Annotated in this window: 12 protein-coding genes; 8 read left to right on the forward strand and 4 right to left on the reverse strand. The window is 65.1% G+C overall.

Annotation, left to right across the window (positions count from 1 at the left end):
- Positions 1 to 46: 46 nt before the first annotated feature.
- Together VH499_RS21825 and VH499_RS21830 are read left to right on the forward strand one after the other, a co-directional pair.
- Complete coding sequence (locus VH499_RS21825; protein ID WP_332054873.1) at positions 47 to 538, forward strand: Lrp/AsnC family transcriptional regulator; 492 nt, start codon at positions 47 to 49, stop codon at positions 536 to 538.
- A gap of 71 nt (positions 539 to 609) precedes the next feature.
- Positions 610 to 1,407, forward strand: coding sequence for a class II aldolase/adducin family protein (locus VH499_RS21830; protein WP_332054874.1), 798 nt, complete (start codon positions 610 to 612; stop codon positions 1,405 to 1,407).
- Here the strand turns inward: VH499_RS21830 and VH499_RS21835 are convergent.
- From VH499_RS21835 to VH499_RS21845, 3 genes are read right to left on the reverse strand one after another with little or no spacing between them, the layout of a single operon-like run.
- Positions 1,404 to 1,886 carry a DUF3237 domain-containing protein gene (locus tag VH499_RS21835; protein ID WP_332054875.1) on the reverse strand — a complete coding sequence of 161 codons (483 nt, stop codon included), beginning with the start codon at positions 1,884 to 1,886 and terminating at the stop codon, positions 1,404 to 1,406. The two genes, VH499_RS21830 and VH499_RS21835, sit on opposite strands and share 4 nt — an antisense overlap.
- On the reverse strand, positions 1,886 to 3,052 hold the full coding sequence (locus tag VH499_RS21840) for an acyl-CoA dehydrogenase family protein (protein ID WP_332054876.1): 1,167 nt from the start codon (positions 3,050 to 3,052) through the stop codon (positions 1,886 to 1,888). Before VH499_RS21840 ends, VH499_RS21835 begins: the two co-directional genes overlap by 1 nt.
- Before the next feature lie 21 nt (positions 3,053 to 3,073).
- The gene (locus tag VH499_RS21845; protein WP_332054877.1) at positions 3,074 to 4,669 is read right to left on the reverse strand and encodes a GMC family oxidoreductase; all 1,596 of its coding nucleotides are present in this window, start codon (positions 4,667 to 4,669) and stop codon (positions 3,074 to 3,076) included.
- Between the two features lie 75 nt (positions 4,670 to 4,744).
- Between VH499_RS21845 and VH499_RS21850 the strand changes: the two genes are divergently transcribed.
- Positions 4,745 to 6,394: a thiamine pyrophosphate-binding protein gene (locus tag VH499_RS21850; protein WP_332054878.1), complete on the forward strand. Its 1,650-nt coding sequence runs from the start codon at positions 4,745 to 4,747 to the stop codon at positions 6,392 to 6,394.
- A gap of 119 nt (positions 6,395 to 6,513) precedes the next feature.
- On the opposite strand, the gene VH499_RS21855 is transcribed toward VH499_RS21850, so the two are convergent.
- Positions 6,514 to 7,308 (reverse strand): HpcH/HpaI aldolase family protein, encoded by a 795-nt coding sequence (locus tag VH499_RS21855; protein WP_332054879.1) that lies wholly within the window; start codon positions 7,306 to 7,308, stop codon positions 6,514 to 6,516.
- A gap of 39 nt (positions 7,309 to 7,347) precedes the next feature.
- Here VH499_RS21855 and VH499_RS21860 point away from each other — a divergent pair, with 39 nt between their 5' ends.
- From VH499_RS21860 to VH499_RS21880, 5 genes are all read left to right on the forward strand, one after another.
- A complete protein-coding gene (locus VH499_RS21860; RefSeq protein WP_332054880.1) occupies positions 7,348 to 7,725 on the forward strand; it encodes a VOC family protein in 378 nt (125 codons plus the stop codon).
- Positions 7,726 to 7,801: 76 nt separating this feature from the next.
- Positions 7,802 to 9,400 carry an ABC transporter substrate-binding protein gene (locus tag VH499_RS21865; protein WP_332054881.1) on the forward strand — a complete coding sequence of 533 codons (1,599 nt, stop codon included), beginning with the start codon at positions 7,802 to 7,804 and terminating at the stop codon, positions 9,398 to 9,400.
- A 9-nt stretch (positions 9,401 to 9,409) separates the two neighbouring features.
- The gene (locus VH499_RS21870; RefSeq protein ID WP_332054882.1) at positions 9,410 to 10,357 is read left to right on the forward strand and encodes an ABC transporter permease; all 948 of its coding nucleotides are present in this window, start codon (positions 9,410 to 9,412) and stop codon (positions 10,355 to 10,357) included.
- Between the two features lie 4 nt (positions 10,358 to 10,361).
- A complete protein-coding gene (locus VH499_RS21875) occupies positions 10,362 to 11,255 on the forward strand; it encodes an ABC transporter permease (protein ID WP_332054883.1) in 894 nt (297 codons plus the stop codon).
- A partial coding sequence (locus tag VH499_RS21880) for an ABC transporter ATP-binding protein (protein ID WP_332054884.1) occupies positions 11,252 to 11,889 on the forward strand: 638 nt, incomplete at its 3' end. The genes VH499_RS21875 and VH499_RS21880, both read left to right, overlap by 4 nt.

The raw sequence follows: 11,889 nt of genomic DNA on the forward strand, positions 1-11,889 counted from the left end.
TCGCGGGCTCGACAGTGCAGGCCGTCGCGCCCTATAGGAACCCGTCATGGATGCGATCGACCGAAAGATAGTGGCTCTCCTGCAGGAGAATGCCAACCTCTCGCTGGCCCAGATCGCCCATCGCGTCGGCCTGTCGCAAAGCCCGTGCTGGAAGCGCATCCAGCGGCTGGAGAAGGCCGGCGTGATCCTGAAGCGCGTCGCGCTCGTCTCGCCGGAAGCGGTGGGTGTCGGCCTCACGGTATTCGTGTCGATCGAGAGCGGCGACCATTCGACCGCCTGGCTGTCGAAGTTCGCCCAGACCGTCACCGCCATGCCCGAGGTGATGGAATTTCACCGCATGGCCGGCGATATCGACTACATGCTGCGCGTCGCCGTGCCCAACATGCAGGCCTACGACGCCTTCTACAAACGGCTGATCGACACCATGCCGCTCAAGAACGTCACTTCGCGCTTCGCCATGGAGCGCATCAAGTCGACGACGGCCTACCCCCTGCCGGCCGAGCCGCGAAATCCGCGCGAGGGAAGGAAGAAGGGCTGATCGCGACGGTGGACGCGCAGGTGCGCCGAGCGCTACGGTTCGACGTCGCGGACAATGCCGGAGAGCGCCCAATGAGCGTGCATGCGCTGAAGACGTCGAAAGTTGCCAACCTTCGCTCGAAGGTGTCGGCGGAGGAGTGGCAGATGCGCGTCGACCTCGCCGCCTGCTACCGCCTGATGGATCTTTATGGCATGTCCGACCTGATCGCCAACCACATCTCGGTGCGTGTGCCCGGTGAGCCGGACGCGTTCCTCATCAACGCCTATGGGCTGTTGTACGAGGAGATCACCGCCTCGAGCCTGCTCAAGATCGACCATGAGGGCAAAATTCTTGCCAAGCCCGACTTCGGGCCCGGCCTCGACTACGGCGTCAATCGCGCGGGCTTCGTGATTCATAGCGCGATCCACATGGCCAAACCCGACGTCAGCTGCGTGATCCACACCCATACCTGGGCCGGCATGGCGGTCTCGACTATGGAATGCGGGCTGCTTGCCAACACCCAGACCTCGATGCGCTTCGCCCATATCAGCTACCACGACTTCGACGGCGTCGTGCTCGATCTCGCCGCGCGCGGGGGGCTGGTGACGGATCTCGGCGACAACAACGCCATGATCCTGCGCAATCACGGCCTGCTCACCACCGGTGCCACGATCCCCGAGGCATTCAACGCCATGCATCGGCTGGAGCTTTCCTGCAAGACCCAGATCGCGGCCATGTCGTGCAATACCAGGCTGATCGACGTCCCGGCCGATGTGGTCGAGGCGACCTACCAGAACTACCAGCCGCATGTCCGCCGTCCGTTCGGTCTGCTCGACTGGCCGGCGCTCCTGCGCAAACTCGACCGACTCGATCCGAGCTTCCGCGACTAAAGAACCTCGTGGAACCCGATCGCGACGCGGTCGGGCGTGCGGGCGGCGACGCCAATGAAGGTCGCGTGCTCCATCCATTTGAGCGACGGCTCGGCCGTCTCGAAGCGCGGCGCCGTGCGAAAATGATAGCTGTCGAAGGGCACCGACTCGCCCCTCGACATCCGCGCCAACACCTCCGGACTGGCGACACGCAGTCCGTCGTTCTGCACATAGACGAGTGCGCCTGACTTGCTGCGGATGGTGTAGCGCGCGACCACCTCGATGGTGCCGTCGGGCCGGACGACCTGCCAGTCGGCGCCGCCGGGCAGAATCTCGCCCTCGAAGCGCGGCCCGTGCGCCTCGCCGCCGAGGATATCGATGATGCGGCGATGGCCGCGCGCCGTCTGGCCGAGGTCCTGGATCGGCCCGACCTTCACCCTGACCGCGAAAGTGAAGCGAAGCGCCGGTGGAGTCGTGAGGAAGCGCTCGATCTCGTCCATCATGCCGCCTTCGGCTTGCCGAGCAGGTGGTCGGAGATGATGCGCTGCTGGATCTCCGACGTGCCCTCGAAGATCTTGGTGAGACGCGCGTCGCGCCAGTGGCGCTCGACGGCATGGAGCGTCGTATAGCCCGCGCCGCCGAAAATTTGCAACGCCTCCGAGGTCACACGCTCGGCCATCTCCGACGCGTGGAACTTCGCCATCGCCGCCTCCTTGTCGCAGCGGCGCTTCTGGTCGATCTCGTCGCAGACATAATACATGAGCTGGCGCGAGGCCTCGATCTCGGTCGCCATGCGCGCGAGTCTGAAACGCGTGTTCTGGAATTCGCCGATCGCCTGGCCGAACTGACGCCGCTCCTGCGCATAGGCGGTCGCATCCTCCAGCGCTCCGCGGGCCAGGCCGATCGCACGTGCCGCCGTGTGGGCGCGCGCGCGTTCGAGGCCGGCCGATATGTAATAGAAGGCGCGGCCTTCCTCGCCGATCAGCGCCGGCGCGGGCAGGCGGCAATTGTCGAAGGCAAGCTCCCAGGTCTTCCAGCCGAAATAGCCGATCTTGGGGATCGGGGCGCCGCGCACGCCGTCGGGCAGCGTGCCGCGCTTCTTCTCGATCAGGAACGAGGAGAGGCCGACATGCCTGCGCCTTGGATCCGGTGGATCCGACGTGCGCGCAACCAGCATGATGTAATCCGCGCCGTCCGCAAAGGTGCACCAGTACTTGTTGCCGTTGACCACCCAGCCGTCGCCGTCGCGCCGGGCCCGGCAGGAAATGTTGCCGAGGTCTGACCCGACATCCGGCTCCGACATCGCCGCCGCCCCCAGAAACTCGCCGCGGGCGGCGCGCGGCAGGAACACCGCCCGTTGTTCTTCCGTCATACCGCGGCCGGCGCTCAAGCCGTTGCCGCGGGCGATGACGGAGGCCACGCTCATCCAGGCGCGTGCCAGTTCCTCGGTGATCAGGCAGTATTCGAAGACGCCGAGCCCCATGCCACCATATTGCTCCGGGATGACGATGCCGAAATAGCCCATGTCGGCGAGCTTGCGCATCAACTCGCGCGGGATGTCGCCCTTCTCGGGATCGAGCTTGTTGGCGATCGGCAGCACCTCCTTCATGGCGAAGGCGCGCGCCGTCTCCTGGATCAGGCGGCGCTCGTCGGTCATGTAGCCCATCGCTTCTCCTCTTTCTCGAGCCTACGCCGTCGCATCCTCGCGAATCATCGCCGCGCCCTTCTCGGCGATCATTATGGTGGGCGCGTTCGTGTTGCCTGTCGTGAGCGTGGGCATGACCGATGCGTCGATCACGCGCAGGCGCTCGATCCCGTGCACCTTGAGCCGGGAGTCCACGACGGCGCGCGGATCCTCGCCCATCCTGCAGGTGCCGACCGGGTGATAGAGCGTGTTGCCGGCGCGTCGCGCGTAGGCCAACAGGTCTTCGTCCTTTTGCATGTCGGGGCCCGGCTGGATCTCGCCACGGCTGTGCCGGCCGAGCGCCGGAGCGGCGAAGATGCGCCGAACATGGCGCGTGCCGCCCAGCAAAGCCAGCTCGTCCGTGCGGCTGGAAAGATAGTTCGGCCGGATCGCCGGCCGCGCGAACGGATCGGCCGACGTCGCCATGATCGTGCCGCGGCTGTCGGGCTTCACGACGCAGACGACGCAGCTCATGCCGGGCTGCTCGTCGAGCTGGCCGAACTTCAGCGGATGGGTGCTGCCCGGCGTGAACAGGAGCTGCAGGTCGGGCGAGACCAGCCCCTCTCGGCTGTCGCAAAAGACTTGCGCCGTCGTGACGCCGAAGGTCAGGGCACCGCGCCCGGTGATGGCGAAACGCAAGACTTCCGGCAGGACGCGCGGGAAGCGGGCGATCTCGTTCACGGTCGGCGTGCCGTGCACGCGATGGACGACCCGGATCACGTAGTGGTCGATCAGGTTGGCGCCGACGCCGGGCAGATCGTGCACGACGGGGATGTCGAGCGATTGCAAGTGTGCGCCGGGCCCGATTCCGGAGACCTGCAGAATGTGCGGCGAGTTGATCGTCCCGCCCGCGACGATCACCTCGCGGTTGGCATGCACCCGGGTGAGATTGCCGCCACGCCGGAAGGTGACGCCGGTGCATCGCTTGCCTTCGAAGCTGAGCCTGCCGCCCTGCGCGTCGGTCTCGATGCGCAGGTTCGGCCGGCGCCGGGCCTCGCGCAGGAATGTCTGCGCGGTCGAACCGCGAAACCGGCCGCGCCGCGTCATCTGTGAATAGCCGACGCCGTAGCGCTGCTTGCCGTTGAGGTCGGGATTGAACGGAAAGCCTGCCTGCTGGGCCGCCTCGACGAAGCGATGAGTGAGCGGGAGGATGGTCCGGTAGTCCTCGACCTTGAGGGGACCGTCCTGGCCACGCAGCTCGGGATCGCCGGTCTGCACATAGTGCTCGGATTTCCTGAACCAGGGCAGCACGTCGTCATAGCTCCAGCCGCGGCAGCCCATCTGCGCCCAACCGTCGAAGTCGGCTGGCGCGCCGCGCACATAGAGCATGCCGTTGATCGAGCTCGAGCCGCCGAGCGTTCGACCGCGCGGCCATTCGATGCGGCGATCGCCGGAGCCCTTCTCCGGCTCGGTCGTGAAGTTCCAGTTCACCAGCGGGTTGCGGATCAGGGAGCGCATTCCGGCGGGAATGTGGATCATCGGATGCCAGTCGCTCGGCCCCGCTTCCAGCAGGATGACCGACGCGCCGCTTTCCGACAGACGAGACGCGACCACGCATCCGGCCGAGCCGGCGCCTACCACCACATAGTCGGCCTGCATGGCGCATCCTCCCGATATCGCTCGACAAGCTCCATCGCTTTCCCATACCAAGCAAGGAATTTGAGGGAGCGGAATATGCGCGGTCGCCAGGTTCTCTTGCAGACCCTGCTCAACCATGGGGTCGATCGCATCTTCGGCAATCCCGGCACGACCGAAAGCCCGCTGCTCGACTCGCTGCTCGACTATCCCCAGATCCGGTACATCGTGCACCTGCACGAAGGCGTGGCCGTCGGGGCCGCGAGCTTCTATGCGCAGGCGAGTGGCAAGACGGCATTCGTGAACCTGCATGTGGCGCCGGGCCTCGGCAATGCAATCGGCATGATCTACGGCGCCCTCAAATACAACTCGCCGATGGTGGTGACGGCAGGCCAGCAGGATACGCGGCTGCGGCTGCGCGATCCCGTCCTCGGCCACGACCTTGCGGCGATGGCCGCGCCGGTCACCAAGTGGAGCGTGCAGGTCGAGCGCGCCGACGAACTGGGCCCGATCCTGCAGCGCGCCTTCAAGATCGCCAACGAGGCGCCGGCCGGACCGGTGTTCGTGGCGCTGCCGATCGATGTCATGGAGCAGGAGACGGAGATCGCTGCTGGACAGCCGGCGACGCTGTTTCCGGCATGCCGCCCCGATCCTGCGGGCATCGCCGCCATGGCCGGGTTCATCACCGACGCCAGGTCACCGGTGATCGTGGCCGGCGACGACATTGCCCGCGCCGGCGCTGTCGACACGCTCGTGAAGCTGGTCGAGAAACTCGGCGCAGCGGTGTGGTTCGAGGGATTGCACGGGCGCAATTCCTTCCCGACCGATCATCCCGCCTGGCGCGGCACTCTCGCTTTCGACACGACGGGTGTGGCGAGGCAGCTCGCAGCGAACGATCTCGTGCTGATGGTGGGCGGCCCGTTCTTCGAGGAGGTGTGGTACGCGCCGGACCGGCCGTTCGCGGCAGGCACCAAGGTCCTTCAGATCGAGGCGGCGCCGTCACGGCTTGCCTATAATTTCACGCTCGACGCCGGCGTGATCGCCGATGTCGGCGCGGCGCTGGCGGCGCTCGAGGCGGCGATCAAGGTTGACGCGATTGCCGCCAAGAAGCGGAACGTAGCGCTCAAGGCGCAAAAGGATGCCGACGAGGGCGCGCAAGAGGCGCGTGTCGAGAAGGCGTGGTTGCGGTCGCCGACATCAATGGCGCGCGCCATGGCGGAAATCCGGGCGGGCTCGCCCGGAGATGTCGTGGTGGTCGACGAGACGATCACCGCCAATCTCGACCTCTTCAAGACCTTCACCTTCAAGGGACCGGGCGACTATTACAGCGGCCGCGGCGGAGGCATCGGCCAGGGTGTCGCGGGTGCGCTGGGCGTAGCGGTCGCCGACACGAAGCGGCCGATCCTTTGCCTGTCGGGCGACGGCTCGTCCATGTACTCCATCCAGGCCCTGTGGACGGCAGCGCATCACGACCTCCCGATCGTGTTCGTGATCCTGGCCAATCGCGAGTACCGTGTGCTGAAGCACAATATCGACGCCTATCGGGCCCGCTTTCAGGTGAAGTCCAACAAGCCCTATATGCACATGGACCTGACAAGTCCCGCGCTCGGCTTCGTCGATCTTGCCAGGGGCATGGGCGTGGCCGGCACGCATGTGACCAAGGCAGAAGACATCAAGGCTGCCGTCGAAGCCGCCTTCAGGTCGGGCAAGCCGCACCTCTTGGAAATCGAGATCGAGGGGAAGCGATAGGATGAAGGCGCTCCCTGGCGTCACTCATGGGCATCCGGACCGCGGGGACCAAAGCGCGGAGACTACTCCGCGCGACTCGCGGCCCCGAAGAGAAGGCACCGGAAGTCGCGCGCTCGCGTCTACTGAAACGCCCGCACCTTCGCGTGGTGTGCCCGCGCGGCGGCGGTGAGCATGGGAAGATCGTTGCCGGCGAGTAGCAGCTTCATGCCCTTGCCGGCGTAGAGCTTCAGCAGCTCCTCGCTGTAGGCGCCACCCATACCCGGCCACTTGCCGTGCGTCCTGCAGGCAGCCACGACCTTGTCGACCGCCGCCTGCACCTTGGCGTGGCCATTCTCGCCGGGAATGCCGAGCTCCATCGAAAGATCGCTCGAACCGATCAGCAGGCAGTCGATGCCGGGCACCGCGGCGATCGCCTCGGCATTCTCGACGGCCTTGGGCGTCTCGATCATGACCGTGATCAGTGTGTTCTCGTCGCTCTGCCTGGTCATCTCGCCGAGAGGCATCGGTGCATAGTCGAATTGCGCTTGGCCGCCGCCCACCGAGCGATGACCGCGCGGCGGATAGCGCAGCTTGTCCGCGATCTCCTTGGCCTCCTCCGCCGTATCGACGTGCGGGATCACGATGCCGAGTGCGCCGCCATCGAGCACACGCGTGGCCATCGTGAGCTCTCCGTAGGGCACGCGCACGATCGGCGCGATGCCCGAATCCTGGGCAGCGACGGCGATCTCGCAGGCCGTTTCGATCGACATCGCGCCGTGCTCCAGATCGAGGAACAGCCAATCGTACCCCGCCGCCTTCATGACCTTGATGATGTCGACATTGCGTACCAGTCGCACGCCGATCCCGACGGCAAGCTCGTTCCTTTTCAGCCGCGCCTTGGCCGCATTGACCGCAATGCCCATCGTCTCCTCCATGGCTTTCGCCTTGTTCCCGGCTTGGCTAAGCTAGACGCCATGACTTTCCATGTCGAACGGATCGACCATGTCGTGCTGAGGGTGCACGATCTTCCGGGCATGGTGCGGTTCTACGAGCAGGCGCTGGGCTTCAAGGTGGAGCGCACGTTGGACAGGCTTCATCTCGTGCAGATGCGGGCGGGCGCATCGATGCTCGATCTTGTCCAGGCCGAGCGGCCGGCCTTGGGCGGCAACATGGACCATCTCTGTTTTCGCGTCGAACCGTTCGACCGCGAGGCGATCACCGCCCGGCTTTCGCCGCTCGGCATTGCGGTGGGCGAAACCGTCGAGCGCTATGGCGCGGAAGGCACCGGGCCGTCGGTTTATTTCAACGACCCCGAGGGTAACCAGATCGAGCTCAAGGGCGCGGCGCAATAGCGTTTGGCGACTGCACACGATGTGCTAGCTTGCAGGCCATCAAGAAGCCATTGCGTTGTTGTGGGAGGGGAAATTTATGCGTCTTCGCCTCGGATTGTTGGCCGCGAGCATGGTCGGCGTTGTGGCGGCTGCCGCGCCGTCGTTTGCACAAAAGCAGGGCGGCACGTTGCGCATGCCTCACCGCGAGAATCCGCCCAGCGCATCGATCCTCGAAGAGTCGACCATCTCCGTGGTCCAGCCCTTCATGTCGGTTTTCAACAACCTCGTGGTGTTCGACCCGAACGAGAAGGCCAACAGCCCTGATCACATCGTGCCCGACCTGGCCGAGACCTGGTCGTGGAGCGACGACAAGACCAAGCTCACCTTCAAGCTGCGACAGGGCGTGAAGTGGCACGACGGCCAGCCGTTCACCGCGAAGGACGTGAAATGTACCTTCGACGCGGTCGCCGGCCTCGACGAGAAGTCGGAGCTGCTGCGCAAGAGCCCACGCAAGATCTGGTACATCAACCTCAAGGAGGTCTCGACCAACGGCGACTACGAGGTCACCTTTACCCTCGGCCGCCCGCAGGCGTCGTTCCTGTCCATGCTCGCCTCCGGCTACTCGCCGATCTATTCATGCCATGTGGCGGGGCGTCAGATGCGCACCAAGCCGATCGGCACCGGCCCGTTCAAGGTGACCGAGTTCAAGCGCAACGAGGCGATCAAGCTCGTGCGCAACCCCGACTACTGGAAGAAGGGCCACCCCTATCTCGACGCCATCGAGTGGAAGATTGTCCCGAACCGCGCGACGCGCATGCTCGGTTTTCAGTCGAACGAGTTCGACATGACGTTCGATTCCGACGTCACCTTCCCGCTCTTGAAGGACGTCAAGGCCCAGAGTCCGGATGCGGTTTGCGAGGCGCGGCCGACCAACGTCAATTCGAACATCCTGATCAACCGCGACTCGCCGCCGTTCAACAATCCGGAGCTGCGCCGCGCCCTGGTCGACGCCATCGATATCCACGCCTTCTCCGAGATCCTGAGTCAGGGTCACGATCTCGACGGCGCGGCGATGCTGCCGCCGCCCTACGGCAAATGGGGCATGCCCAAGGAGATGCTGGCCTCGTTGCCCGGCCATTCGACCGACATCGAGAAGAGCCGGGCCGAAGGCCGCAAGATCATGGAGAAGCTGGGCTACAGCGCAGACAAGCCACTCAAGATCAAGGTCGCGACCCGCAACATCGCGATCTATCGGGATCCAGCGGTCATCCTGATCGATCAGCTGAAGAAGGTCCATATCGACGCCGAGCTCGACCCGATCGATTCGTCGGTCTGGTACAACAAGATTGCCAAGAAGGACTACCAGATCGGCATGAACCTGACCGGGGTGTCGGTCGATGATCCGGACGTGAACTTCTACGAGAACTTCTACTCCAAGTCGGAGCGCAACTACACGGGCTACAACAATCCGGATGTCGACAAGCTGATCGACCAGCAGTCGGCCGAACCCGACCTGGAGAAGCGCCGCAAGCTCGTGTGGGAGATCGAGAAGAAGCTGGCCGAGGACGTGGCTCGCCCCGTGATCGGCCATAATGTCGCCAACACCTGCTGGTCGCCGAAGCTCAAGGGCGTGAAGCTGCAGGTCAACAGCATCTACAATAGCTGGCGCTTCGAAGACTACTGGCTCGACAAGTAAGGAGCGGGGATGGGAGCCTACCTTGTCCGGCGCCTGTCATTGATGGCGGTGACGTTGGTCGGGATGTCGATCCTGATCTTCGTCCTGCTGCGACTGGTGCCGGGCAATGTGGCCGATATCCTGGTCGACGCGACCGGTAACGACGATCCCAAGGAGAAGGCGAGGATCGTCCACGAGCTCGGGCTCGATCGGCCCATCGCCGAGCAGTACTGGCAGTGGATCGACGGGCTGGCGCACGGCGATCTGGGCTACGCCTATGTCTCCGAGCGCCCGGCCATCGAGGAGATCGCGCCGCGCATCCCGATCAGCGCCAAGCTTGCCGGGCTCGCCATCTTCTTCGCCGTGCTGTTCGGCGTGCCCCTGGGCGTTATCAGTGCCGTGCGCCAGAACACCAAGCTCGACTACATTTTGCGCGTGGTGAGCCTGAGCGGGCTTTCCTTTCCCTCGTTCTGGCTCGGTCTGCTGGTGCTGATGGCGGCGGTGCAGTGGTTCGGCAAGATCCCGATCTACGATTCCGATGCCCACGGCTTCGTCGCGCAGGTCAAGATGCTGATCCTGCCGGCGATCACGGTGGGCTTCCGCAGCTCCGCGCTCATCATGCGGCTCACGCGTTCGTCCATGCTCGAGGTGCTGCGCCAGGACTATGTCCGGACGGCGCGGTCGAAGGGCGCGTCCAACGCCTCGGTGAACTACGACCATGCCCTGCGCAACGCCCTGTTGCCGGTCGTGACCGTGATCGGCATCGAGGCGGCATTCCTGGTCGGCGGGCTGATCGTTACCGAGACGGTCTTCAACATTCCGGGCGTCGCCCGCTTCCTGGTCGAGGCGATCCGCTGGCGCGACTATCCGATCGTGCAGAACCTCACCATGCTGATCGCCATCATCGTTGTGACGATGAACTTCCTGGTCGACATGGCCTACGTGGCCCTCGACCCGCGCATCAAGTTCGCAGGCTGACGCCATGGCGCTGATCGACCACGAAGCTGCGCTGGCCCGGGCCGGTGCCAATGTCACGGGCTGGTGGAGCAGGACGCTTTTCTTCGCGCGCCGCTACCCGCTGGGCGCGGTCGGGGCGGTGATCGTCATCGTCTTCGTGTTGACGGCGGTGTTCGCCGACTTCATCGCGCCGGTCGACCCTACGGCCACCAACGCCAAGTTCTCGCTCGCCCGGCCAGGCGCCATGTTTCTGCTCGGCGCCGACTTCATGGGCCGCGACATGTTCAGCCGCATCATCCACGGCGCCCGCATCTCGCTCGCGGTGGGAGTTGGGGCGATGGGACTGGGCGTGCTCATCGGCATCGCGGTCGGTCTCACCAGCGGCTATCTCGGCGGTTGGGTCGATCTTGCGCTGCAGCGCCTGACGGACATCATGCAGGCGCTGCCGCTCCTGGTCATGGCCATCATCATGGCCGCCTCGTTGGGGCCGTCGCTGCGCAACACCATCATCGCCATCGCCATCCCGCTGGTGCCGAATGTGGCGCGCGTGGTTCGGTCGAGCACGTTGTCGCTGCGTGAGCAGCCGTTCGTCGAGGCGGCGCATGCCGTCGGCATGGGTGAGCTGCGCATCGCCGTGCGCCATGTGCTGCCGAACACGCTGGCGCCCCTGATCGTGCTGGCGACCGCGCAACTCGGCTCGGCGATTCTGGTCGAGGCGTCGCTCTCCTTCCTGGGCCTGGGCGTGCCGGAGCCGCATCCGTCGTGGGGACGCATGCTGTCGGAATCGGCGGCCGAATACGTTCGAACCGCCCCATGGCTGGTGATCTGGCCGGGCGTCGCCATCAGCCTCACCGTCTTTGGCACCAATTTGCTGGGTGATGCGCTGCGCGACCTGCTCGATCCGCGGCAGCGTTCATGACGACCCAGCTCGAAGTCGAGAATCTCGGTACCTGGTTCTACACGCGTCAAGGCATCGTGAAGGCGGTGGACAGCGTCGACTTCCGGGTCGCCTCGGGCGAAACGCTGGCGATCGTCGGCGAGTCGGGCTGCGGCAAGAGCATGACGGCGCTGTCGCTGATGCGGCTGGTTCCCGATCCGCCCGGCCGCATCGTATCGGGCTCGATCAGGCTCGGCGGCCGCGACCTGCTGACGCTCAGCGAAGAACAGATGCGCAAGGTGCGCGGCAACGAGATCTCGATGATCTTCCAGGAGCCGATGACCTCGCTCAATCCGGTGATGACCATCGGCCGGCAGATCGGCGAGGTGCTGACGATGCACCAGAAGATGTCGCGCGAGGCGCTGGACAAGAAGGTCATCGAGATGCTGGCGCTGGTGAAGATTCCGGAGCCCGCGCAGCGGGCGAAGGAGTATCCGCATCAGCTTTCCGGCGGCATGCAGCAGCAGACGATGATCGCGATGGCGCTGACCTGCAATCCAAAAGTGCTGCTGGCGGACGAGCCGACCACCGCGCTCGACGTGACCATCCAGGCGCAGATCCTCGAATTGATCGGCGACCTGCAGCGCAAGCTCGGCACCGCCGTGATCCTGATCAC

Origin of the sequence: Reyranella sp. (assembly GCF_036558665.1) — a bacterium.
Lineage (GTDB): Bacteria > Pseudomonadota > Alphaproteobacteria > Reyranellales > Reyranellaceae > Reyranella.